We start from the raw sequence: 24,603 nt of genomic DNA, 5'->3' as shown, positions 1-24,603 counted from the left end.
ACTCTTTCCATGGCCAAGAAGCTTTACATCGAAACCCACGGTTGCCAGATGAACGAGTACGACAGCTCGCGCATGGTCGATCTGCTGGGCGAACACCAGGCCCTGGAAGTCACCGCGCGTGCTGAAGACGCCGACGTGATCCTGCTCAACACCTGCTCGATCCGCGAACGGGCTCAGGATCGTGTCTACTCTCAGCTCGGCCGCTGGCGCGAACTGAAACTCGCCAACCCGGACATGGTCATCGCCGTCGGCGGTTGCGTGGCCAGCCAGGAAGGCGCCGCCATTCGAGATCGCGCGCCCTACGTGGACGTCGTCTTCGGCCCGCAGACCTTGCACCGCCTGCCGGAAATGATCGACGCCGCACGCATCAGCAAGCTGCCGCAGGTCGACGTTTCTTTCCCGGAAATCGAAAAATTCGACCACTTGCCCGAGCCGCGCATCGATGGCCCCAGCGCTTACGTGTCGGTGATGGAAGGCTGCAGCAAGTACTGCACCTTCTGCGTGGTGCCGTACACCCGCGGTGAAGAAGTGAGCCGGCCATTCGACGACGTGATCGCCGAGATCATTCACCTGGCTGAAAACGGCGTGCGCGAAGTCACCTTGCTGGGGCAGAACGTCAACGGTTATCGCGGCACCACGCACGACGGTCGCCTGGCCGATCTGGCCGAGCTGATCCGCGTGGTCGCCGCCATCGATGGCATCGACCGCATCCGCTACACCACCTCGCACCCGCTGGAATTCTCCGACAGCCTGATCCAGGCCCACGCCGAGGTGCCGGAACTGGTGAAACACCTGCATTTGCCAGTGCAGTCAGGCTCGGACCGCATCCTCGCGGCGATGAAGCGCAACCACACCGCGCTGGAATACAAATCCAAACTGCGCAAGCTGCGCGCGGCCGTACCGGGCATCTGCATCAGTTCGGACTTCATCGTCGGTTTCCCCGGCGAGACGGAAAAAGACTTCGAACAGACCATGAAACTGATCCAGGACGTCGGCTTCGACTTTTCCTATTCGTTCGTCTATAGCCAGCGTCCAGGTACTCCAGCCGCCGATCTGGCAGACGACACCCCCGAAGAGCTGAAAAAAGAGCGCTTGAACGCCTTGCAACATCGCCTGAACCAACAAGGCTTCGAAATCAGCCGACAAATGGTCGGGTCGATCCAGCGGATTCTGGTCACCGATTATTCGAAAAAAGACCCCGGAGAGCTGCAAGGCCGGACCGAAAATAATCGAATCGTCAACTTCAAGTGTGACAATCCGACCCTGATCGGTCAGTTTGCCGACGTGCACATCGATGCCGCACAGCCGCACTCGCTGCGAGGCTCGCTGATTCAATAACACCGATCCCTGTGGGAGCAGGCTTGCCAACGATAGGGCCAGCAAGCCCGACAACGATGTCGCCAGTTACATCGCCATCGCTGGCAAGCCAGCTCCCACAGTGAAATGCATTGTTCTTGAGAATGGGTTGATCCATTTAAGAGCTTTCGCACCCACGCCACTGGCGCTATCCTTGAACTCATCACTATTGCCCCAGGGCGGCTAAATACGACCTTGAACGCACCCATCGAACCACATCGTTTTATCCTCGAGCCTTTTGAAGCTCGCCGCTTCGCCAATTTGTGCGGGCAATTCGACGAGCATCTGCGCTTGATCGAACAGCGCCTGACCATCGAGATCCGCAACCGCGGCAATCAGTTCGAGCTGATCGGCGAACCCAAGCACACCACCTCTGCGGAAAACCTGCTGCGCCGCCTGTACCGGGAAACCAAGGGTACGGAGCTGTCGCCGGACATGGTTCACCTGTTCCTGCAGGAATCGGCCGTTGAAGAGCTGGACAATCACGCCCCTGCCGAAGCCTCCGTCGCCCTGCGCACCAAGAAAGGCATGATTCGCCCTCGCGGCTTGAATCAGTTGCGCTACGTGAAGGAAATCCTCGGCAACGACATCAACTTCGGCATTGGTCCGGCCGGTACCGGCAAGACCTATCTGGCGGTTGCCTGCGCGGTCGATGCACTGGAACGCGAGCAGATCCGCCGCATTCTGTTGGTGCGTCCAGCGGTCGAAGCCGGTGAGAAACTCGGCTTCCTGCCTGGGGATCTGTCCCAGAAGATCGACCCGTATTTGCGCCCGCTGTACGACGCGCTCTACGAGATGCTCGGCTTCGAATACGTCGCCAAACTGATCGAACGCCAGGTGATCGAAGTCGCCCCCTTGGCTTATATGCGCGGGCGCACGCTGAACAACAGCTTCATCATCCTCGACGAAAGCCAGAACACCACGGTCGAGCAAATGAAAATGTTCCTGACCCGGATCGGCTTCGGCTCTACCGCCGTCATCACCGGTGACATCACCCAGGTCGACCTGCCCAAAGGCACCAAATCCGGGCTGCACCATGTGATCGAAGTGCTCAAAGACGTGCCAGGCATCAGCTTTACCCATTTCATGCCCAAGGACGTCGTGCGTCATCCGTTGGTGCAGCGCATTGTCGAAGCCTATGAGCGCTTCGAGAACCGCGTGACCGATGAAGCACCAAAGGACAGCCGCCGCGATGCTTGAGCTTGATCTGCAACTGGCTACCCAGGCGCCCGCCCCCGGCGAGGCCGAGTTCCGCCAATGGTGCGAATTGGCCCTGCGCCAGCGCAGCGCCGACTCCGAGATGACCATTCGTCTGGTCGACGAAGCCGAAGGCCGCGAACTGAATCACACCTGGCGGCAGAAGGATTACGCCACTAACGTCCTGTCATTCCCTGCCGACGTACCCGACGAGTTTCTCGACATCCCGTTGCTGGGCGATCTGGTGATCTGCGTGGCCGTGGTCGAGCGCGAAGCCGCCGAACAGGGCAAGGAACTCAAGGCCCACTGGGCTCATCTGGTGATTCACGGCTGCTTGCATCTACTGGGATACGACCATATAGATGACGACGAAGCCGAGGAAATGGAAGCACTGGAACGAACGTTGCTTGCAGAATTGGGCTATCCCGATCCGTACGCGGACGACGAAACCGAAACATCCCCAACCGTTACAACAAAGGATTCAGAGTAATCGCTATGAGCGAAGATCGATCGAGCAACGGGCAAAAGTCCTGGCTGGGTAAGCTCACCCAGGCTTTTGCCCATGAGCCGAAAAACCGCCAGGAGCTGCTGGAGCTGCTGCGCGACGCACACCAAAACAAACTGCTGGACAGCGAAGCGCTGGCCATCGTCGAAGGCGCCATCCAGGTCGCTGACCTGCAAGTACGGGACATCATGGTCCCGCGCTCGCAGATGGTCAGCATCAAGGCGACCCAGACACCCCGCGAGTTCCTGCCCGCCGTGGTCGACTCGGCCCACTCCCGCTACCCGGTGATCGGCGAGAGCCACGATGACGTGATGGGCGTGTTGCTGGCCAAGGACTTGCTGCCGTTGATCCTTCGGGAGAACGGCGACAGCTTCAATATCAAGGATCTGCTGCGCCCGGCCACATTCGTGCCGGAGTCCAAGCGCTTGAACGTGCTGCTGCGCGAGTTCCGCGCCAACCATAACCACATGGCCATCGTCATTGACGAATACGGCGGCGTGGCGGGCCTGGTGACCATCGAAGACGTGCTCGAACAGATTGTGGGCGACATCGAAGACGAACACGATGTCGAAGAAGACAGCTACATCAAGCCGCTGCCAAGCGGTGATTTCCTGATCAAGGCCCTGACGCCGATCGAGAACTTCAACGAGTTCTTCGACAGTGAATTCTCCGATGACGAATTCGACACCGTCGGCGGCCTGGTGATGAGTGCATTCGGGCACCTGCCAAAACGCAACGAAATCACCGAAATCGGCCCCTATCGCTTCCGCATCCTGAATGCCGACAGTCGTCGGATTCATCTGCTGCGCTTGACGCCCATCGCCCGGTAAATATTAAGGATAGAAATGCGCTGGACTACCCGCCCCGGCTGGCCCGGTAACCTGCTGGCCGTGGCGGCCGGTGCAATCACCACCCTGGCCCTGGCGCCGTTCGATATCTGGCCCTTGGCACTGCTGGCGGTCGGCCTTTTTTATGCCGGTCTGCGCGAACTGAGCCCTCGCCAGTCACTCGGCCGTGGCTGGTGTTTCGGTTTTGGCCTGTTCGGCGCCGGTACCAGCTGGATCTACTACAGCATTCACAACTTCGGTGGCGCTTCGGTGTTGCTGGCCGGGTTCCTGATGCTGCTGTTCACGGCGGCGATTGCCTGGTTCTTTGCGCTGCCCGCCTGGCTCTGGGCGCGCTGGCTACGACGCAACGAAGCGCCACTGGCCGACGCCCTTGCATTCGCCGCGCTGTGGGTAGGCCAGGAGGCGTTCCGCGGCTGGTTCCTGACCGGCTTCCCGTGGCTGTATTCCGGCTACAGCCAGCTCGATGGCCCACTGACGGGGCTCGCCCCCGTTGGCGGTATGTGGCTGATTTCCTTCACCCTGGCCCTGACCGCTGCGCTGATCTACAACGGTATGCGCCTGGTGCGCACGGGTCGTAAAGGCTTCATCGTGGCTGGCGCCGTGCTGCTGGTCGGCCCCTGGGTCGCCGGCATGGCACTCAAACACCACGCCTGGACCAGCCCTTCGGGCGCACCACTGAGTGTCGCGGCGATCCAGGGCAATATAGAGCAGAGCATGAAGTGGGACCCGGCGCAGCTCAATGCACAACTGGCGCTTTATCGCGACATGAGCTTCAGCTCCAAACGCGTCGACCTGCTGATCTGGCCGGAAACCGCGGTCCCGGTACTCAAGGAGTCCGCCGAGGGCTACCTGAACATGATGGGGAATTTTGCCGCAGAACGTCACTCGGCGTTGATTACCGGCGTGCCGATTCGCCAGATGGTCCACCACGAAAAACGTTTCTACAACGGCATCACCGTGGTCGGTGAAGGCGACGGCACATACCTCAAGCAGAAATTGGTGCCGTTTGGCGAATACGTTCCACTGCAGGATGTGCTGCGCGGCTTGATCGCCTTCTTCGACCTGCCGATGTCGGACTTTGCCCGAGGCCCGGCCGACCAGGCCATGTTGCAGGCCAAGGGTTACCAGATTGCGCCGTTCATCTGCTACGAAGTGGTGTATCCGGAGTTCGCTGCCGGCCTCGCGGCACAAAGCGATTTGCTGCTGACCATCAGCAACGATACCTGGTTCGGCACCTCGATCGGTCCGCTGCAACACTTGCAGATGGCGCAAATGCGCGCGCTGGAGGCCGGACGCTGGATGATCCGCGCCACCAACAACGGCGTGACTGGCCTGATCAACCCGTTCGGCCAGATCACCGCGCAGATCCCGCAGTTCGAGCGCGGCATCCTGTATGGCGAAGTGGTGCCGATGCACAACCTGACGCCTTATCTTCAATGGCGTTCGTGGCCGTTGATCATTGTTTGCGTGCTGTTGTTTGGCTGGGCACTGATTGCCAGCCGGATGGCCAAAACGGTCTGACTTGCGGCCCCTGGACAGAGGGCTTTTTGTGGTGAGGGAGCACACTCCCTCACCGCAGGGTGTTGGCCAGCCCTCGCTATCGGTAGAACAACGAATACCCCACCTGCCCCACCGCTTCATTCAGCAACTGCCCGCTCTGCCAGATCGACTTGAATTCCGGCATCCAGCCACCCAGCGGCCGGGCATTGTCCACGCCTAAAAACCCCACGGGCGCAGGCACCACTTCAAACCCTGCCTTCTGGAAGCTCCAGACAGCTCGCGGCATGTGCCAGGCCTGAGTCACCACCACCACGCGCTTGATGCCTTCAGGCAACAATACTTCGGCGCTGAATTGCGCGTTTTCCCAGGTCGTACGGCTGCGCCCTTCCTGCCATCGAACAGTGACGCCGAAATCATCGTGCAACGAGTCGGCCATCAATCGGGCCTCGGTCGGCGGCGTGCCGTAATGCAGGCCGCCACTGGTCAGCACTGGCAAGCCCGAGGCCTTGGCCAGGCGCGCCGCATAGCGTTCGCGCTCCAGGCCCACGCCCGTCGGCTGATCCGCACCCCATGCCGGATCGCCCCGCTCGCGCCCCGAACCCAATACCACGATCGCATCGGCATGCCGAGCCAAAGTGGCCCACTCCTCGCGCGCCAACGGCGGCTCGCGCTCCAACAGCTCGGCGCCCCATTGCACCACGATGGGCAAGCTCATCAGCCAGAAGCCGCCCAAGCCCAGGGTAAAGCACACAGCAGCGAGCCTCGGCCTTGAACGGCGCCACCACCAGGCAAGCGCCAGCAATAGCAACAGAATGCCCGGCGGCAACAGAAGTTGTTTTAAGAAATAACGAAAAGGCATCGAGCATCTCCATGAAGATGCTCGAAGCCTAAGTGGGTTGACGTAATGCGACAATCAATATGGAAAGGCTATGCTTCGAAAAACCCGGGAGCATGACGATATGCCTTACTTGCAATGCAGAGACCGGACCTTTACCGCGTCTCTGCCGGGTGTTTTGTCCTTGAGCCAGATGATCTTGGCTGAATGCGGCGCATCAAGTTGCTTCACTGCCTCGGACAAGCATCCGTGCGTTTCACGCTCACAACGATCCAGATACGCCTTGACCAGAGCAAACTCTGCGGGGCTCAGGCCACGCAATTCCAGCTCAAGCGGACGCTCATCACGCAACCGGCCTGCGGTTTTTGCCGCTTCCAGGGCCATTCCAAGACGATCTATCAGTCTTCCATATAACTCCGGTTTTGTAGCTTTTTGCTGTGAATCAACCATCCCTCACCTCATTGGAAGATAAAACCTACTCCCCAGTTAGAGCTTAGCTTCCATGAACAAACCAACTGAACGCCGCGACCAACGGCCCTCGTAGCGTTTTTTGCGAGACGCGCGACAGTAATCAGGGTTTCCCTCGATAGAGTGCGGTCATGTATGCTACGGCGCTTCCTGTAACTCCACTTCCAGCTCGCCTGGGCACCGAAACGCCGAATTGGCGCATTCACCGTCCAGCGTCGCATTGAAGAGGATTAGGCCACCCCTATTCAGTTCAAAAGTAGCCATGCACGAACAATATCAGCCCCGTGAAATCGAAGCCGCCGCCCAATCGTTCTGGGACGAGCAAAAGTCCTTTGAAGTCAGTGAACAGCCAGGCAAGGAGACTTATTACTGCCTGTCGATGTTCCCTTACCCCAGCGGCAAGCTACACATGGGGCACGTGCGCAACTACACCATCGGCGACGTGATCTCCCGCTATCAGCGCATGCAAGGCAAGAACGTCCTGCAACCCATGGGTTGGGACGCCTTCGGCATGCCGGCGGAAAACGCCGCGATGAAGAACAACGTAGCGCCCGCCAAGTGGACCTACGAAAACATCGCCTACATGAAAAACCAGCTGCGCAGCCTGGGCCTGGCGGTGGACTGGTCGCGCGAAGTGACCACCTGCAAGCCTGACTACTACCGCTGGGAACAATGGCTGTTCACCCGCCTGTTCGAAAAAGGCGTGATCTACCGCAAGAACGGCACCGTGAACTGGGACCCGGTCGATCAGACCGTCCTGGCCAACGAGCAGGTCATCGACGGTCGCGGCTGGCGTTCCGGCGCGCTGATCGAGAAGCGCGAAATCCCGATGTACTACTTCAAGATCACCGCCTACGCGGATGAACTGCTGGAGAGTCTCGACGAGCTGACTGGCTGGCCTGAACAGGTCAAGACCATGCAGCGCAACTGGATTGGCAAATCCCGCGGCATGGAAGTGCAGTTCCCGTACAACGTCGATTCCATCGGCGAAGCCGGCGCACTGAAAGTCTTCACCACCCGTCCGGACACCCTGATGGGCGCGACCTACGTCGCCGTGGCCGCCGAGCACCACCTGGCCACCCTGGCCGCGCAAAACAATCCTGAGTTGCAGGCGTTCATCGCTGAATGCAAGGGCGGCAGCGTCGCCGAAGCCGATGTCGCCACCCAGGAGAAGAAAGGAGTTCCGACCGGCCTGTTCGTCGAACACCCGCTGACCGGTGAAAAGCTGCCGGTCTGGGTCGCTAACTACGTGCTGATGCATTACGGCGATGGCGCGGTGATGGCCGTTCCAGCCCACGACGAACGCGATTTCGAATTCGCCCACAAGTACAACCTGCCGGTCAAATCCGTGGTACGCACCAGCTCCGGTGACGTCAACCCGGCACCGTGGCAGGACGCCTATGGCGAACACGGCACGCTGATCAACTCCGGCGAATTCGACGGCCTCGACTTCGCCGGCGCCTTCGACGCCATTGAAGTGGCACTGATCAAGAAAAACCTCGGCGCCTCGCGCACCCAGTTCCGTCTGCGCGACTGGGGCATCAGCCGTCAACGCTACTGGGGCTGCCCGATCCCGATCATTCACTGCGATACCTGCGGTGACGTGCCGGTACCGGAAGATCAACTGCCGGTCGTGCTGCCGGAAGACGTCGTACCCGACGGCGCCGGCTCGCCACTGGCGCGCATGCCCGAGTTCTACGAGTGCAGCTGCCCGAAATGCGGCCAGCCTGCCAAGCGTGAAACCGACACCATGGACACCTTCGTCGAGTCCTCGTGGTACTACGCCCGCTACGCCTCGCCGCACTTTGAAGGTGGCCTGGTGGAAAAATCCGCGGCTGACCACTGGCTGCCGGTGGATCAGTACATTGGCGGTATCGAACACGCGATTCTTCACCTGCTCTATGCGCGCTTCTTCCACAAGCTGATGCGCGACGAAGGCCTGGTGAGCTCCAACGAACCGTTCAAGAACCTGCTGACCCAGGGCATGGTGATCGCCGAGACTTACTATCGTCGCGAAGCCAACGGTGCCTACACCTGGTTCAACCCGGCGGACGTGGAACTCGAACGCGACAGCAAGGCCAAGGTCATCAGCGCCAAACTGAAATCCGACGGCCTGCCGGTGGAAATCGGCGGCACCGAGAAGATGGCCAAGTCCAAGAACAACGGCGTTGACCCACAGTCGATGATCGATCAGTTCGGCGCAGACACTTGCCGCCTGTTCATGATGTTCGCCTCGCCACCGGACATGAGCGCGGAATGGTCCGACTCCGGGGTGGAAGGTTCGCACCGCTTCCTCAAGCGCGTCTGGCGCCTGGCTCAAGCGCACGTCACTCAGGGACTGCCGGGCAAGCTCGACGTGGCCAGCCTGAACGACGAGCAGAAAGCCATTCGCCGCTCGATCCACCAGGCCATCAAGCAGGCCAGCCACGACGTCGGCCAGAACCACAAATTCAACACCGCCATCGCCCAGGTGATGACGCTGATGAACGTGCTGGAAAAAGCCCCGCAAGGCACCGGGCAGGATCGCGCACTGGTTCAGGAAGGCCTGGAAACCGTGACCCTGCTGCTGGCCCCGATCACCCCGCACATCAGTCACGAGCTGTGGAATCAACTCGGTCACGCCGAACCGGTGATCGACGCCGCCTGGCCAGTGCTGGACGAGAGCGCGCTGGTACAGGACAGCCTGCAACTGGTGATCCAGGTCAACGGCAAATTGCGCGGCCATATCGACATGCCGGCCAGCGCCAGCCGTGAAGAAGTCGAAGCCGCCGCACGCGCCAACGAGAACGTGCTGCGTTTCGTCGACGGTCTGACCATTCGGAAAGTGATCGTGGTGCCCGGGAAACTGGTCAACATCGTCGCCAGCTAATTGGATCAGGCGCCAGGTCATGCCTGGCGCCGCGTAAAACCTTTCGGGCCGCATGATCGGCCCACATGGTTTCAAGGGGAGCAACACAATGATCAAACGCAATTTGCTGGTGATGGGCCTTGCGGTCCTGCTGAGCGCCTGCGGTTTCCAGCTGCGTGGCACCGGCACTACAGAACTGGCGATCAAGGAGCTCGACCTGAGCGCGCGCAACGCCTACGGCGAAACCGTGACGCAAATGCGCCAGGTGCTGGAAAGCAGCGGCGTCAAGGTCTACACCGGTGCACCTTACAAACTGGTGCTGACCGATGAGCAGGAAAACCAGCGCATCCTCAGTTACGCCGGCGCCGGTCGTACTGGCGAATACCAGGTCACCACTGTCCTCAACTACGACATCCGTGGTCAGAACAACCTGGATCTGCTGAGCGACAAACTTGAAGTTCAGAAGATCTTCATGCACGACGGCAACAACCTGGTAGGTTCCGACCAGGAAGCTGCAACAGCCCGGGGCGAAACCCGCCGCGAGCTGATTCAGCGCATGATGCTGCGCCTGCAACAACTGACCCCGGCCCAGCTCGATCAGTTGCAGCAAACTGCCGATGCCAGGGCCAAGGCTGAAGCCGCGGCGCTGGAAGCGGCGCAGAAGGCTGAAGCGGAAACGCCGCGTCAGTCGCCTCTCGAACTGCCGAAGCAGTAAGACTTGCGGGGCGCTCAGGCGCCCCGTTCGCCCTCGCCTATGAAACTCGCCCCCGCCCAACTCGCAAAGCACCTGCAAGGTGCCCTCGCGCCGGTCTACGTCATCAGTGGCGACGACCCCTTGCTGTGTCAGGAAGCCGCCGACGCCATCCGCGCTGCCGCTCGCCAACAAGGTTTTGATGAACGCCAGGTCTTTGCCGCCGATGCCAGTTTCGACTGGGGTACGCTGCTGCAAGCCGGTGCCAGCATGTCGCTGTTCGCCGAAAAACGCCTGCTGGAACTGCGTCTGCCCTCCGGCAAGCCCGGTGACAAGGGCGCCGCGGCTCTCATCGAGTACTGCTCGCGACCGGCCGAAGACACGGTGCTGTTGATCAGCCTTCCAAAGCTCGATGGCAGCGCGCAGAAAACCAAGTGGGGCAAGGCGTTGGTCGAAGGCCAGCAAACCCAGTTCGTGCAGATCTGGCCGGTGGATGTCAGCCAGTTGCCGAGCTGGATCCGACAGCGACTGTCCCAGGCCGGGCTTTCCGCCAGTCAGGACGCGGTCGAGCTGATCGCAGCGCGGGTCGAAGGCAACTTGCTGGCCGCCGCCCAGGAAATCGAAAAACTCAAGCTGATGGCCGAAGGTGGTCAGATCACGATCGAAACCGTGCAGGCCGCGGTGGCCGACAGTGCGCGCTTCGATGTCTTCGGGCTGACCGATGCAATTCTCAACGGCGAAGCCGCCCATGCCCTGCGCATGCTCGAAGGGCTGCGCGGGGAAGGCGTCGAACCGCCGGTCATTCTCTGGGCGCTGGCCCGGGAACTGCGCCTGCTGGCCAATATCTCGTTGCAATACAGCCAGGGAACTCCACTGGACAAAGCCTTCAGCCAGGCCAAACCACCTGTCTGGGACAAGCGCAAGCCGCTGATGAGCAAAGCCCTGCAACGTTATTCGGCGCAACGCTGGGCGCAGTTGCTACTCGAAGCGCAGCGCATCGATGCACAGATCAAGGGCCAGGCCGCCGGCTCGCCCTGGATGAGCCTGAGTCGGTTGACGTTATTGATGGCGGGCCAGCGCCTCACGCTGCCTGCCGAGTAATTCCGCCTCCCCCTGTAGGAGCGTGCCTGCTCGCGATGGTCGTTAACGATAACGCGGGGAGTCTGGTTCTCCGCAGTGTTCCTGACTCCATCGCGAGCAGGCTCGCTCCTACAGGGTACGGCGTGTTTACTGACAACCTGCCCTATAGACAGAACCCCAACTTCAGCCGATGATTTGCTCCGCAAAAACCACTCACTTGCGAGCATCCATCATGAGCAAAAAGCCGTCCAAACGCGGCCCCAACAAGGCCAAATCCATCATCGCCCAGCCATTGTTCCGCAGCCGTCAGGAACGAGCCGGCAAGGGCAAAGGCAGCTACCGCCGCGAAGCCTTCCAGTCTAAAAGCTGGGAGGCTTCTTACTTTCTGGCAGCCTGAAAGGCATGCATCCGCTCAACATGTTAAGGTCTGCACCTGATCCGTTTTCCCTGGACCCGTGCATGCCCCTTTGTCTTTCCCGTCGTTGGCACCTGCGCCAATTGATAGCTGCCTCCAGCCTCATTTTGCTAGTCGCCTGCGCGGAAAAACCCACCGCCGCCGACGCCCAGCCGCTTCAGACCCTTCCTGTCACCACCGCCCCTGCAGTGGTAGCACCCGTGGTACCAAGCGACGACAATCTCGACATCCAGCCGACCCAGACCTTCGCCGAATGGCAGGCCGGTTTCCGCAAGGACGCCCTGGCCGCCGGTATTCGCGCCGACCTCTTCGATCGCGCCTTCGCCAACGTCAGCTTCGACCCCAGCGTGATTCGTGCCGACCGCAGCCAACCGGAATTCACCCGGCCAGTATGGGAATACCTGGACGGCGCCCTGTCGCCACTGCGGGTGCGCAAAGGCCAGGCACTGGTCAGCCAATACGACGGCATCCTGCAAAGCATCGAGCAGCGTTACGGCGTCGATCGCCAGGCACTGGTGGCGGTATGGGGCATGGAAAGTAACTTCGGCCAATTCCAGGGCAACAAGTCGGTGATCAACTCACTGGCGACCCTGGCCTATGAAGGCCGGCGCCCGGGCTTCGCTCACGCGCAATTGATCGCAGCCCTGCAGATTCTGCAACAAGGTGACATCGAACCGGAGAAAATGCTCGGCTCCTGGGCCGGCGCCATGGGCCAGACCCAGTTCATCCCGACCACCTACAACACCCACGCCGTGGACTTCGATGGCGACGGTCGCCGAGATATCTGGGGCAGTGCCAGCGACGCCCTCGCGTCGACCGCGCATTACCTGCAAAGCTCCGGATGGCAGAAAGGCCAGCCATGGGGCTTCGAGGTGCAACTGCCGGGCAACTTCAATTACATGCTGGCTGACGGCACAATTCGTAAAAGTGTCACCGAATGGCGCCAACTGGGCATCACACTGCCCAATGGCGGGCAGGTCCCGGCAGGCACCGAGCAACTGTCTGCGGCCTTGCTGCTGCCAGCCGGCTATCGCGGTCCGGCATTCCTCGTGCTCGATAACTTCCGGGCGATCCTCAAGTACAACAACTCTTCGTCCTACGCCCTGGCGGTGAGCCTGTTGTCCGAGCGTTTCAACGGTGCGGGCCTGATCAACGGCTCCTGGCCGAAAGATGATTTGCCATTGAGCCGTACCGAGCGCATTGAACTGCAAAACCTGCTGAGCGCGCAAAACTACGATGCGGGCACTGCCGACGGCATCATCGGCGCCAACACGCGCAAGGCGATCCGCAGCGCCCAGCAGTCATTCGGCTGGCCCGCCGATGGTTACCCGACGCACAAGTTGCTGGAAGGTCTTCGCAGCCGCTGAAAGCGTCGCGGGCAAGCCCCCCACTGACATCAAGTTGCGTGCAAATACTGCATTCACCTTGATGCCCGTGGGGGACTTGCCCGCGATGGCGACTTGTCAGGCCGTGACGTTCTAGCGCCTGATCACCACATCCTGTTCCAGCAGCAGCTCTTGCCTGCCCGCATTCAGCCTGACCAGCGCGCCCATGGGCAACGTCAAATTCGGGTCACAATGCCCGCTGCGCCACCCGGATAGCACCGGAATCCGAAATGGCTCGAACGCTTGCTTGAGCAATCGATCCAGGGAGGACACATCGACCCCCGCCACGTCCCCGACCAGAACGCCACGCAGCTTGCGCAGCGTCCCGGCGAGTCGCAGATGAGTCAGCAATCGATCGATGCGATACAGCGGTTCATTGATGTCTTCGATAAACAGGATGACACCCTCGGCGTCGATCTCGTAAGGCGTGCCCATGGTCGCGGCGATCATCGACAGGTTCCCACCCAGCAAACGCCCGTGAGCGATGCCAGGCGCGATCGTGGTCAATGGGTAGGCCTCGGGATGCGCGAGCACGCTGCCCGCCTTCAAATGGCCGCGCAACATGTTGAGGAACGAAGACTCGGTGGGTTGTTGTCGTTTGCCGAGCAGGTCGGCGTTGAGCAGTGGACCATGGAACGTCACAAACCCTGCATGGCGACTGATCGCCAGATGCAACGCAGTAATGTCGCTATAACCGATGAATGGCTTGGCGTTATTGCGCAGCAGCTCGAAATCGATACGGTCAAGCAAGCGTGGCGTGCCGTAACCACCTCGCAGGCAGATGATGGCGTCGACTTCAGGATCGGCAAATGCCGCATGCAAATCGTTCAGCCGCACCTCATCGCTACCGGCCAGGTAGCCTTCCTTTTCGTAGACGCCGGGAAACACTTTGAGCGAATAGCCTCGGGCGCGCATCCACTGTACGGCCTTGTGGGTGTCCAGCGCAGCGGGACCGGCAGGCGCAATGACGCCAATCAGCCCTTCCATCGGCAATGCCGGAACGGGAGCATTTGGACAAAGAGTGTGGGTCGGTGGAACTGTCATCCATATCTCCCTGCGTGAAATCCTCAACACACAGTAGTCAGGAATGGGCACAAACAGAAGAGGCTTCTTTGCCCGCAGGTTGCAGGAGAAATCGGTGATGGGCGTGGGCAGGACAAAAAAATGCCCGCCTGGCTCAATGCCTGGCGGGCGTTTTCCTGTCTTCAGCGCATCAGGACGACATCAACTCGGCCTTGACCAGCTTCGCCTGCTCGTCGGCGTGGTACGAGGAGCGAACCAGCGGACCGGAAGCGACGTTCTTGAAGCCCATCTTGTAACCTTCCTCGGCGAACCAGGCGAAGGTGTCCGGGTGCACGAAACGCTGCACCGGCAAGTGGCTGCGGGACGGTTGCAGATACTGGCCCAGGGTCAACATGTCGATGTCGTGTTCGCGCATGCGCTTCATGACTTCGATGACTTCTTCATCGGTTTCGCCCAGGCCCAGCATCAGGCCTGACTTGGTCGGAATGTGCGGCATCATCTGCTTGAAGCGCTGCAGCAGGGTCAACGACCACTGGTAGTCCGACCCCGGACGCGCAGCCTTGTAGAGGCGCGGCACGGTTTCCAGGTTGTGGTTGAACACATCCGGCGGCTCGGCCGCGGTGATTTCCAGCGCGATGTCCATGCGGCCACGGTAGTCCGGCACCAGGGTTTCGAGCTGAACGTTTGGCGACAGTTTGCGGATTTCACGGATGCAGTCGGCAAAGTGCTGGGCACCGCCGTCACGCAGGTCGTCACGGTCTACCGAGGTGATCACCACGTATTTGAGACGCAAGTCAGCGATGGCGATGGCCAGGCTTTCCGGCTCATTGACGTCCAGTGGCTTCGGACGACCATGACCCACATCGCAGAACGGGCAGCGACGGGTGCAGATGTCACCCATGATCATGAAGGTCGCGGTACCACCGGAGAAGCACTCGCCCAGGTTCGGGCAGGAGGCCTCTTCACACACGCTGTGCAGCTTGTGTTTGCGCAACAGGGCCTTGATGCGGTCGACCTCCGGGGATACCGGGATACGCACGCGAATCCAGTCAGGCTTTTTCGGCAGCTCGGTGGTCGGAATGATCTTTACCGGAATGCGTGCAACCTTCTCGGCGCCGCGCAGCTTTACGCCGGCTTCAACCTTGGCACGCGGGGCCGGACGATCAGTGACATCCTGCGTCGGGATCATGGTTTGCACTGCATCAGTAGTCATATCAGTCGATTCCGCCCGTTAGGGTCGTCTGCTCAGCATAGTCGAGGTGTTTGACGAGCTGCGCGCGCAGCCGGGCACTTACCTCGGCAAATTCAATCGATCCTGCGTGATCGCTCAGCTGGGTCATCGCCAGCCCGGCGTAGCCGCAGGGATTAATCCGTCGAAACGGTTCCAGGTTCATGTCCACGTTCAAGGCCAGGCCATGAAAGGAACAACCGTGGCGGATCCGCAGACCCAGGGATGCGATTTTCGCTCCGTCGACGTAGACACCCGGCGCATCCGGCTTGGCCGCAGCCGTCACGCCATAACTGGCGAGCAGCTCGATCAGGCACGTCTCCATGCGGGTCACCAGGTCACGGACACCGAAACCCAGCTTGCGCACGTCCAGCAGCAGGTAGGCCACCAATTGCCCGGGGCCGTGATACGTCACCTGGCCACCACGGTCAACCTGCACCACCGGAATATCTCCCGGCAGCAACAGGTGTTCGGCCTTGCCGGCCTGGCCCTGGGTGAACACCGGCGGGTGCTCTACCAGCCAGATTTCGTCGGCGGCATCGCTGCCGCGTTCGTTGGTGAAGCGTTGCATGGCATGCCAGACCGGTTCGTAAGCCATCTGGCCGAGTTCGCGAAAGCCCAGCGTGCCAGGCATCACAGCACCATGTGCACGAAGCCGGTAGCCCGCAGTTCGCTGTTGATGTTGTACAGCTGATCCTGATCGGTGGCGACGATGTGCAACTGAATCGTGGTGTATTTACCGTTGGTGCTTTGACGCTCATCCACACGCTCATCGTTGATCGTCGCGTGTTTCCTGACGATCTCGATGATCCTGTCTTTGTTGCCCACGCCAGTATCGCTGATCACCTTAACCGGGTAATCAACGTTGGGGAATTCGATCTTTGGCGCCTTTACTTCAGTATCGGTCATGGCGTAACGGCCTCGTAAGCGTAAGCCGTGGCGACGGGCAAGGCTCCGGGCTGGATCAGCGCGGAGCCTTGCAGGTGCACACTAAATTCAGTTGAACAGGCTGTAGAAGAATAGACGGATGCTATCCCACATGCGGCGGAAGATACCACCTTCCTCGACGGCGTCCAGAGCGATCAGATCAGCGCTGTGCACGACCTTGTCGTCCAGTTTCACTTCGACTTTACCGATCACGTCGCCCTTGGCGATTGGCGCAACCAGTTGCGGGTTCATGGTCATGCTGGCAGCGAGCTTTTTCAGCTGGCCTTTCGGCAAGGTCATGGTCAGGTCTTCAGCCAGACCGGCCTTGACCTGGTTGGTCGAGCCTTTCCAGACAGGAGCCTGAGCCAGCTCGGCGCCTTTCTGATAGAAGGTCTGGGTTTCGAAGAAACGGAAACCGTAAGTCAGCAGTTTCTGAGTCTCGGCGGCGCGAGCCACTTCACTGTTGGTGCCGAACACCACGGCGATCAGACGCATGCCATCACGCACGGCCGAAGACACCATGCAGTAGCCTGCTTCATCGGTGTGGCCGGTTTTCAGACCGTCAACGGTCTTGTCGCGCCACAGCAGCAGGTTGCGGTTCGGTTGCTTGATGCCGTTCCAGAAGAACTCTTTCTGCGAGTAGATCGCGTAGTGGGCCGGGTCTTCGTGGATGATCGCGCGAGCCAGCACCGCCATGTCGTGAGCCGACGAGTAGTGCTCAGGGTTAGGAAGGCCGGTCGGGTTCATGAAGTGGGTGTTGCTCATGCCCAGATCGGCTACGGTTTTGTTCATCAGGTCGGCGAACGCGTCTTCGCTGCCGGCGATGTGCTCGGAGAGCGCAACGCTGGCGTCGTTGCCCGACTGAATGATGATGCCGTGCAGCAGGTCGCTGACAGTGACTTGCGAGCCGACCTTGATGAACATCCGGGAACCGCCGGTGCGCCAGGCGTTTTCACTGACGGTCACCGGATCGTTTTCGCCGATCTGGCCACGACGGATTTCCAGGGTCGCGATGTAGGCGGTCATCAGCTTGGTCAGGCTGGCTGGCGGCAGGCGCTGGTCACCATTGTTCTCGACCAGCACGTTGCCGCTGCTGGCGTCCATGAGCACGTAGGCCTTGGCGGCCAGTTGCGGTGGCGACGGCATCATCTCGGCCGCGAACGCGGCAGGCGAGAGGAGCAGCGGGACTAGAAGGCACAGGCGTTTGGCAAAGGTGGTGATGTTCATCCGTCTCTCGAAATCGCTAATGGAAACTTGCCCAAGGGCAAAACTAATCAAATAACCTTCAGGCTTTGCCCTCGAACGGCCTGTGCGACGATCACGCTGCTTGCGTGACCACCGCTCGGCGAGTTTTCGAACAAACCCTACGAGTCATCGCGTATTCAGTTGCTCACTCCAGTCACCCTTTGCCGGGCTTTTGTTCTCGACGAGCCAACAACCTGGTTCACTCCCGACTGCAAGTGAACCGTCAATCAAGTCCTACGTATTACTCCGTGACCACACTCGGCGAACCAAGATTGGCCAGACGCACGCTGTTCTGCACTTGCTGGATTTCACCCGGCGTACCGATTGGCCCCAGTCGAACCCGATGCAGCGTCTGTTGATTGCGTACGATCGAGCTGATGAACACCGGGGTGCTCACCATCCCGCTGAGTTTCGACCTCAGGAGCTCCGCAGCGTCCGGGTTGGCGAACGCGCCCACCTGCAGATACTGGCCAGAGGCTGGTGCAGAAGCGTTTTTTTTAGTATCGATCTGAACAGGCACAACGGCGGCAGCGTGCTGCTGTGGTGGCGGTGTCCATTGCTCGACGGTACCGGCCGACGCCGTAATGACCGGGGCACTACTCTGTGCAACTTGCGGCTCGTTGAGCATCAAGGGCGCCGGTCGGCCCTTGGCGGCCCACCATTGTTGCGGGTCGATCCCTTCCACCTTGACTCGCGCGGTGCCGATTTCGGCATAGCCCAGCTTTTTGGCTGCGGCGTAGGACAAGTCGATGATCCGGTCAGAGTAGAACGGCCCGCGGTCATTGACCCGCAGGATCACGCTCTTGTTATTGTCCAGGTTGGTCACCCGAACGTAACTTGGCAGTGGCAAAGTCTTGTGCGCGGCACTCATGCCATACAGGTCATAGACTTCGCCGTTGGCGGTGTTCTGACCATGGAACTTGGTGCCGTACCAGGACGCCGTGCCCGAAGCAACGTACGTCTTGGAATCCTGCAGCGGGAAATAGGTTTTTCCGAGCACCGTGTACGGGTTGGCCTTGTAGGGACCTGTGTGCAGGGTCGGCGTGGCATCGGGGATGCGCGACACATCGACATCCCACCACGGCGCGCCATCCTTGTGGGCGCGGTTGATGTCCAGCCCCGGTGCCGAACGCACGGCGGTGGAGGACTTCTGGCCGGGCGAGCGACTGGTCGAACAACTGGCGACCAGCACCGCCAACGCGACGAATGCCATCAGCTTCAGGGGTTTATTCATAGGCAATGCCCGCATTACTTGACGCCCCGTGCTTGGACCAGCTGTTCTGACAGTTGATGTACGGCCATGGCGTACATCACGCTGCGGTTATAACGCGTGATTGCGTAAAAATTCTTCAGGCCCATCCAGTATTCAGGGCCATTGTCGCCTTCCAGGCGGAACGCGGTAACCGGCATATCATCGCGCAGCGCATCATGACTTGACCAGCCCAGGGCCCGCAACTCTCCGACGGTTTTCGTCGGTTCGATGCCAGTGGTCAAACCATCGTCCACCTGATCACCCCGGACATCGGCGCGACTGACCACAGGCTCCCCGGCTACCCAGCCATGACGCTTGAAGTAACTGGCGACGCTACCGATGGCGTCGTCCGGGTTGGTCCAGATATTGATGTGCCCGTCACCGTCGAAGTCCACCGCATAGGCGCGAAAGCTGCTCGGCATGAACTGCGGCAAGCCCATGGCACCGGCGTAGGAACCTTTGAGGGTCAATGGATCGACCTGCTCTTCCCGGGCCAGCAGCAGGAATTCACGCAATTCCTTGCGGAAAAATTCGGCACGGGGAGGATAGTCGAAACCCAGGGTCGACAAGGCATCGATTACCCGGAAATTACCGGTATTGCGTCCGAAAAAGGTCTCAACGCCGATGATCGACACAATCACCTGAGCCGGCACGCCATATTCCTGCTCGGCACGGGCCAGCACCGCCTCGTGCTGACGCCAGAAGTCGACACCGCGGGCAATGCGCGCATCGGTGATGAACATCGGGCGATATTCGCTCCACTGCTTGACCCGCTCGGCGGGTTTCGAAATCGCGTCCAGAATTGACTGCTTGCGCTCGGCTTCACGGAACACGCCCATCAGCTGCTCGCCGGCGAAGCCGTAATCGCGGGTCATCTCACCGACGAATTCGGCCACCTGGGGTGAACCTTCGTAATCGCCGGCCAACGCTTCCTGCGCAGTGCCAAGGATGCTTACCAGGCCAACCCACGACGCGTATCGAGTCGCCCAGCCATGCATTACTTGCATTGAAATCTTCACCTTATTCAAACCTGCGCGATCCACTTGCGATGGGTATGGATCGACATCAAAACCCCAAACGCTGACAGCAACGTCACCAGCGAAGTTCCTCCGTAGCTAATGAACGGCAACGGCACCCCCACCACCGGCAACAGGCCACTGACCATACCGATGTTGACGAAAACATATACAAAAAACGTCATGGTCAGGCTGCCGGCCAGCAATTTGCCGAACAATGTCTGGGCCTGGGCGGTAATCACCAGCCCTCGACCGATCAACAGCAGGTAGATCAGCAGCAGCGCGCAGATGCCCACCAGGCCGAACTCCTCACCCATGACCGCGATGATGAAGTCGGTGTGGCTCTCCGGCAGGAAGTCCAGGTGCGACTGGGTGCCCAGCAACCAGCCCTTGCCGAACACACCGCCGGAACCAATGGCGGCCTTGGACTGAATGATGTTCCAGCCGGTGCCCAGCGGATCGCTTTCCGGGTCGAGGAAGGTCAGGATCCGCTGCTTCTGGTAGTCGTGCATGATGAAGAACCACATTGCCACGGCCACCGGCACGGCGGCGGCCAGCACGCTGAGAATCCAGCGCCAGCGCAGCCCGCCCATGAACAGCACGAAGGCGCCACCGGCCAGAATCAACAGCGAAGTGCCCAGGTCCGGCTGCCGGACGATCAGGATGAAGGGCAAGCCGATCAGAAACAGACTGACGCCCACATGCTTGAGCTGCGGCGGCAACGTGCGCTTGGACAGGTACCAGGCGATGGTCGCCGGCATCAGGATTTTCATGAACTCCGAAGGCTGGAAGCGAATCACCCCCGGGATGTTGATCCAGCGCGTGGCGCCCATGGCGTTGTGGCCCATGACGTCCACCACCACCAGCAAAAGCACGCCGAGCACATAACCGACCGGCACCCAGCGGGCCATGAAGCGCGGCTCGAACTGGGCAATGACGATCATCGACACCAGACCGATGCCAAACGAGGTCGCCTGTTTGGCCAGCAGATCCCAACTCTTGCCACTGGCCGAATACAGCACGAACAGGCTGCCGGCGGCGAGGGTCAGGAGCAAAATCAGCAGCGGGCCATCAATGTGCAGGCGCTGCAGCAGCGTCGCACGACGACGCATCACATCCTCGCTGGAGAGCATGCGATCAAAATTATTCATCACGGGCGGTAGCCTCCGCGCTGTTAGGGCTGGCGTATTCGGCTTTGAGACGACCATCCTTATCCAGCAGCCAGGCGTCCATGACCTGACGCACCACCGGCGCGGCGACACCGGAACCGGATTCGCCGTTCTCGACCATCACCGACACCACGATTTTCGGATCATCGGCCGGCGCGAAGCCAACGAACAAGGCGTGGTCGCGATGGCGTTCCTGAACCTTGGAGCGGTCATACTTTTCACCCTGTTTGATCGCGACCACCTGGGCCGTACCACTCTTGCCGGCGATCCGGTACTGCGCACCGATCGAGGCTTTGCGCGCCGTGCCACGGGCGCCGTGCATCACTTGCTGCATGCCGTGGTTGACCTTGTTCCAGTCGGACGGGTCACGCAGGACGATGTCCGGCATCGGGTTGGGATCCAACGGTTTCTGGCCTTCAATGGTCTTGGCCAGGTGCGGACGGTTCCAGACGCCTTTGTTGGCCACCAGCGCGGTGGCCTGGGCCAGTTGCAACGGGGTCGACTGCATATAGCCCTGGCCGATCCCGAGAATCAGTGTTTCGCCCGGGAACCATGCCTGGCGGCGCGTTGCACGCTTCCACTCGCGCGTAGGCATCAATCCCGGAGACTCTTCGAACATGTCCAGCGAGACCTTCTGACCGATGCCGAACTTGCTCAAATACGAGGACAATCGATCGATCCCCAGCTTGTGGGCCAGGTCATAGAAGTAGGTGTCGTTGGAGCGCATGATCGCCGTATCGAGGTCGACAAAGCCGTCCCCGGTGCGGTTCCAGTTGCGGTATTTGTGGTCGTAGTTGGGCAACATGTAGTAACCGGGGTCGAAAACCCGCGTCGAGGCCGTGACCACCCCCGAATCCAGGCCGGCAATCGCCACCGCCGGCTTGATGGTCGAACCCGGTGGATACAGACCGCGCAGCACGCGGTTGAACAGCGGCCGGTCGATGGAGTCGCGCAACTCGGAATAAGCCTTGAAGCTGATGCCGGTGACGAACAGGTTCGGGTCGAAGCTCGGCTGGCTGACCATCGCCAGCACTTCACCGGTTTTCGGGTCCAGTGCCACCACCGCGCCACGACGACCGCCGAGCGCGGCTTCGGCGGCTTCCTGCAATTTGATGTCCAGGCTCAGGACGATGTCCTTGCCGGGAATCGGATCGGTGCGCTTGAGTACCCGCAATACGCGGCCCCGAGCGTTGGTCTCGACTTCCTCATACCCGACCTGACCGTGCAGTTCAGGCTCGTAGAAGCGCTCGATGCCGGTTTTGCCGATTTGATGGGTACCGCTGTAACTCACCGGATCCAGAGATTTGAGCTCTTTCTCGTTGATCCGCCCCATATAGCCCACCGAGTGCGCAAAGTGCGCGCCCTGGGGATAGTGACGAACCAGTTGCGCGACCACTTCCACACCGGGCAGGCGGAACTGGTTGACGGCGATCCGAGCGATTTGCTCCTCGGTCAATTCGAACATGATCGGCACCGGCTCGAACGGCCGACGCCCCTGGCGCATGCGCTTTTCAAAAATCACCCGGTCCTCGGGCGTCAGTTCCAGCACCTGAACGATCACATCGAGCACTTGCTGCCAATCGCCAGAGCGCTCGCGGGTCATGCTCAGACTGAAGCTGGGCCGGTTGTCGGCAATGACCACACCGTTGCGGTCGTAAATCAACCCACGGGGTGGCGGAATCGGCTGCACGTGGACGCGGTTGTTTTCCGACAGGGTCGAGTGGTACTCGTACTGGATCACCTGAAGGAAATACAGCCGCGCGATCAGCACGCCGATCAGCGTCACGACCGCAATGGCCCCGAACACGACACGGCCACGCACCAGACGGGCGTCTTTTTCGTGGTCCTTGATGCGGATCGGCTGAGACATGAGGGCAGAACTACTTGTGGTAAGGGTGGCCGGACAACACGGTCCAGGCACGATACAGCTGTTCGCCGATCAGAATTCGCACCAGCGGGTGCGGCAACGTCAACGGCGATAGCGACCAGCGCTGATCGGCACGGGCACAGACTTCAGGCGCCAGCCCCTCGGGGCCACCGACCATGAAGTTCACCGTGCGCGAGTCCAGCCGCCAGCGATCGAGCTCGACCGCCAGCTGCTCGGTACTCCAGGGCTTGCCGTGGACTTCGAGGGTGACAACACGTTCGTTCGGCCCGACCTTGGCCAGCATGGCTTCGCCTTCCTGACGGATGAAGCGGGCCACGTCGGCGTTCTTGCCACGGGTGTTGAGCGGAATTTCCACCAGTTCAAGCGCCAGCTCGGACGGAAGACGCTTGGCATATTCATGCCAGCCCTCTTCCACCCATTTGGGCATGCGTGAACCGACGGCGATCAGTCGCAGTCGCACAGCGGGCCCTTATTCCTGGTCTTTGTTGAGCTTGGTGAAGTGCTCGTGGGTATTTTCAGGGCTGTGGTGAGCCGCGCTGGCCGAACGGCTCTGTTCGGCACCGGCCCACAAGCGTTCCAGGTCGTAGAACTGGCGAGCGGAGGCCGTCATCATGTGCACAATGACATCGTCCATATCCAGCAGGACCCAGTCGCTGTCGCCCTTGCCTTCCTCACCCAGTGGCTTGACGCCCTGGGCCTTGACCGCTTCGCGGACCTTGTCGAGCATCGCGCCGATCTGGCGATTGGACGTACCGGTAGCGATGATCATGAAGTCAGTGATGCTCTGCTTTTCACGAACGTCGATCACCTGAATGTCCTGGGCCTTCACATCTTCCAGGGCCGCCACGGCAACCTTGACCAGCTCTTCGCCGGCGAGAACCACGCCGGTTGCTGCCGGTACTGGCAGCGGAGCGCTCTTGAACGTGCCTTTGCGCTTTACTTTGGTTTGGTCTTTGTCAGTCATATAAAACTCGTTTTGCTCGTATGTTCGGGCGCTTCAATACACGTTGTTGCTACGTGCCTTGAGGCACTCCTATTCAGTTCGACGCACGGTAAAGTCCGTGCGCATCGATGTAGGCCAGGACCGCGTCGGGCACCAGGAAACGTACCGACTTACCGCTGGCCAGCAGTTGACGGATCTGGGTGGCGGATACCGCGAGCGGTGTCTGCCAGACGAATGCAATCTGTCCGCTCGGCCCTTTGAGGGCCAGCGGGTCGCTCACCGAACGCGCTGCCAGCAGGTTGCGCAAGGCATCCGGCGGTTCGCTGTCGGCATCCGGGCGTTGCAACACCAGGATATGGCAATGCTGGAGCAACTCTTCCCAGCGGTGCCAAGTGGGCAGGCCGCAAAAAGCGTCCCAGCCCAAAAGCAGAAAAACCTGGTCATCCGCGGCCAGTTCGGCACGCATCAGTTCCAGGGTATCAATGGTGTAGGACGGTTTGTCCCGCTGCAATTCGCGGGCGTCCACCACCAACGGCGCCACACCGGCCACCGCGCACTCGACCATCGCCAGACGGTCTTTCGCCGATACCTGCGGCGTATCCCGATGGGGAGGCCTGGCACTGGGTGTCAGACGCAGCTCATCGAGCGCCAATGATTCGGCGACTTCCAGTGCACCGCGCAAGTGGCCGATGTGCACCGGGTCGAAAGTTCCGCCCAGTATGCCGATACGGCGAGGTGCGGGCTCGCTGCCAGTGACCGGAGCTGACGGGTCGAGGTCGCCCAA

The 24,603-nt window shown here is 60.5% G+C and carries 24 protein-coding genes; 10 read left to right on the top strand and 14 right to left on the bottom strand.

Annotation, left to right across the window (positions count from 1 at the left end):
- Nucleotides 1-9: 9 nt before the first annotated feature.
- The 5 genes from miaB (at nt 10) to lnt (ending at nt 5,427) form a co-directional block, all read left to right on the top strand.
- Nucleotides 10-1,338, top strand: coding sequence for a tRNA (N6-isopentenyl adenosine(37)-C2)-methylthiotransferase MiaB (gene miaB, locus ACX3YD_RS02840; RefSeq protein ID WP_178083105.1), 1,329 nt, complete (start codon nt 10-12; stop codon nt 1,336-1,338).
- Nucleotides 1,339-1,551: 213 nt separating this feature from the next.
- Nucleotides 1,552-2,556, top strand: a complete 1,005-nt coding sequence (locus tag ACX3YD_RS02835) for a PhoH family protein (protein WP_047533695.1) — start codon at nt 1,552-1,554, stop codon at nt 2,554-2,556.
- The gene (gene ybeY, locus ACX3YD_RS02830; protein ID WP_047533696.1) at nt 2,549-3,043 is read left to right on the top strand and encodes an rRNA maturation RNase YbeY; all 495 of its coding nucleotides are present in this window, start codon (nt 2,549-2,551) and stop codon (nt 3,041-3,043) included. The genes ACX3YD_RS02835 and ybeY overlap by 8 nt, the downstream gene beginning before the upstream one ends.
- Nucleotides 3,044-3,048: 5 nt before the next feature.
- The gene (locus ACX3YD_RS02825; RefSeq protein WP_046028710.1) at nt 3,049-3,888 is read left to right on the top strand and encodes an HlyC/CorC family transporter; all 840 of its coding nucleotides are present in this window, start codon (nt 3,049-3,051) and stop codon (nt 3,886-3,888) included.
- Between the two features lie 15 nt (nt 3,889-3,903).
- On the top strand, nt 3,904-5,427 hold the full coding sequence (gene lnt, locus ACX3YD_RS02820; protein ID WP_458959224.1) for an apolipoprotein N-acyltransferase: 1,524 nt from the start codon (nt 3,904-3,906) through the stop codon (nt 5,425-5,427).
- A 76-nt stretch (nt 5,428-5,503) separates the two neighbouring features.
- On the opposite strand, the gene ACX3YD_RS02815 is transcribed toward lnt, so the two are convergent.
- Nucleotides 5,504-6,265 carry a YdcF family protein gene (locus ACX3YD_RS02815; RefSeq protein ID WP_103403445.1) on the bottom strand — a complete coding sequence of 254 codons (762 nt, stop codon included), beginning with the start codon at nt 6,263-6,265 and terminating at the stop codon, nt 5,504-5,506.
- 105 nt (nt 6,266-6,370) lie between these two features.
- Nucleotides 6,371-6,691: a hypothetical protein gene (locus ACX3YD_RS02810; protein WP_103403444.1), complete on the bottom strand. Its 321-nt coding sequence runs from the start codon at nt 6,689-6,691 to the stop codon at nt 6,371-6,373.
- Between the two features lie 280 nt (nt 6,692-6,971).
- Here ACX3YD_RS02810 and leuS point away from each other — a divergent pair, with 280 nt between their 5' ends.
- From leuS to ACX3YD_RS02785, 5 genes are all read left to right on the top strand, one after another.
- Entirely contained in the window at nt 6,972-9,578 is a 2,607-nt protein-coding gene (gene leuS, locus ACX3YD_RS02805) for a leucine--tRNA ligase (RefSeq protein ID WP_458959223.1), read from the top strand.
- Between the two features lie 88 nt (nt 9,579-9,666).
- The gene (locus ACX3YD_RS02800) at nt 9,667-10,272 is read left to right on the top strand and encodes an LPS-assembly lipoprotein LptE (RefSeq protein ID WP_103403442.1); all 606 of its coding nucleotides are present in this window, start codon (nt 9,667-9,669) and stop codon (nt 10,270-10,272) included.
- Nucleotides 10,273-10,311: 39 nt separating this feature from the next.
- Nucleotides 10,312-11,349, top strand: a complete 1,038-nt coding sequence (gene holA, locus ACX3YD_RS02795; protein WP_047533705.1) for a DNA polymerase III subunit delta — start codon at nt 10,312-10,314, stop codon at nt 11,347-11,349.
- A gap of 211 nt (nt 11,350-11,560) precedes the next feature.
- Nucleotides 11,561-11,725, top strand: coding sequence for an alternative ribosome rescue factor ArfA (gene arfA / locus ACX3YD_RS02790; protein ID WP_130907713.1), 165 nt, complete (start codon nt 11,561-11,563; stop codon nt 11,723-11,725).
- Nucleotides 11,726-11,787: 62 nt separating this feature from the next.
- Entirely contained in the window at nt 11,788-13,110 is a 1,323-nt protein-coding gene (locus ACX3YD_RS02785; protein WP_458959222.1) for a lytic murein transglycosylase, read from the top strand.
- A gap of 111 nt (nt 13,111-13,221) precedes the next feature.
- Here ACX3YD_RS02785 and ACX3YD_RS02780 read toward each other — a convergent pair whose 3' ends face one another.
- The 12 genes from ACX3YD_RS02780 to nadD form a co-directional block, all read right to left on the bottom strand.
- Nucleotides 13,222-14,172: a S66 peptidase family protein gene (locus ACX3YD_RS02780; RefSeq protein WP_103403439.1), complete on the bottom strand. Its 951-nt coding sequence runs from the start codon at nt 14,170-14,172 to the stop codon at nt 13,222-13,224.
- Between the two features lie 169 nt (nt 14,173-14,341).
- Nucleotides 14,342-15,364, bottom strand: a complete 1,023-nt coding sequence (gene lipA / locus ACX3YD_RS02775; RefSeq protein ID WP_047533713.1) for a lipoyl synthase — start codon at nt 15,362-15,364, stop codon at nt 14,342-14,344.
- A gap of 1 nt (nt 15,365) precedes the next feature.
- Complete coding sequence (lipB, locus tag ACX3YD_RS02770; RefSeq protein ID WP_047533716.1) at nt 15,366-16,013, bottom strand: lipoyl(octanoyl) transferase LipB; 648 nt, start codon at nt 16,011-16,013, stop codon at nt 15,366-15,368.
- Nucleotides 16,013-16,288, bottom strand: a complete 276-nt coding sequence (locus ACX3YD_RS02765) for a DUF493 domain-containing protein (protein WP_047533719.1) — start codon at nt 16,286-16,288, stop codon at nt 16,013-16,015. The genes lipB and ACX3YD_RS02765 overlap by 1 nt, the downstream gene beginning before the upstream one ends.
- Nucleotides 16,289-16,375: 87 nt before the next feature.
- Nucleotides 16,376-17,533, bottom strand: coding sequence for a D-alanyl-D-alanine carboxypeptidase family protein (locus ACX3YD_RS02760; RefSeq protein ID WP_047533722.1), 1,158 nt, complete (start codon nt 17,531-17,533; stop codon nt 16,376-16,378).
- A 259-nt stretch (nt 17,534-17,792) separates the two neighbouring features.
- Nucleotides 17,793-18,800: a septal ring lytic transglycosylase RlpA family protein gene (locus ACX3YD_RS02755; protein WP_458959221.1), complete on the bottom strand. Its 1,008-nt coding sequence runs from the start codon at nt 18,798-18,800 to the stop codon at nt 17,793-17,795.
- Nucleotides 18,800-19,810, bottom strand: coding sequence for a lytic murein transglycosylase B (mltB, locus tag ACX3YD_RS02750; protein WP_090466901.1), 1,011 nt, complete (start codon nt 19,808-19,810; stop codon nt 18,800-18,802). The genes ACX3YD_RS02755 and mltB overlap by 1 nt, the downstream gene beginning before the upstream one ends.
- A 17-nt stretch (nt 19,811-19,827) precedes the next feature.
- Nucleotides 19,828-20,931: a rod shape-determining protein RodA gene (rodA, locus tag ACX3YD_RS02745; protein ID WP_090327560.1), complete on the bottom strand. Its 1,104-nt coding sequence runs from the start codon at nt 20,929-20,931 to the stop codon at nt 19,828-19,830.
- 31 nt (nt 20,932-20,962) lie between these two features.
- Nucleotides 20,963-22,858: a penicillin-binding protein 2 gene (gene mrdA, locus ACX3YD_RS02740; protein WP_047533735.1), complete on the bottom strand. Its 1,896-nt coding sequence runs from the start codon at nt 22,856-22,858 to the stop codon at nt 20,963-20,965.
- A 10-nt stretch (nt 22,859-22,868) separates the two neighbouring features.
- Nucleotides 22,869-23,336, bottom strand: a complete 468-nt coding sequence (gene rlmH, locus ACX3YD_RS02735; RefSeq protein ID WP_007937439.1) for a 23S rRNA (pseudouridine(1915)-N(3))-methyltransferase RlmH — start codon at nt 23,334-23,336, stop codon at nt 22,869-22,871.
- Between the two features lie 9 nt (nt 23,337-23,345).
- Nucleotides 23,346-23,840 carry a ribosome silencing factor gene (gene rsfS / locus ACX3YD_RS02730; RefSeq protein WP_047533738.1) on the bottom strand — a complete coding sequence of 165 codons (495 nt, stop codon included), beginning with the start codon at nt 23,838-23,840 and terminating at the stop codon, nt 23,346-23,348.
- A 73-nt stretch (nt 23,841-23,913) separates the two neighbouring features.
- A complete protein-coding gene (gene nadD / locus ACX3YD_RS02725) occupies nt 23,914-24,603 on the bottom strand; it encodes a nicotinate-nucleotide adenylyltransferase (RefSeq protein WP_161793943.1) in 690 nt (229 codons plus the stop codon).

It is taken from the genome of Pseudomonas fluorescens group sp. PF-1 (assembly GCF_054481335.1).
This window is presented reverse-complemented; position numbering and strand designations above follow the sequence as displayed.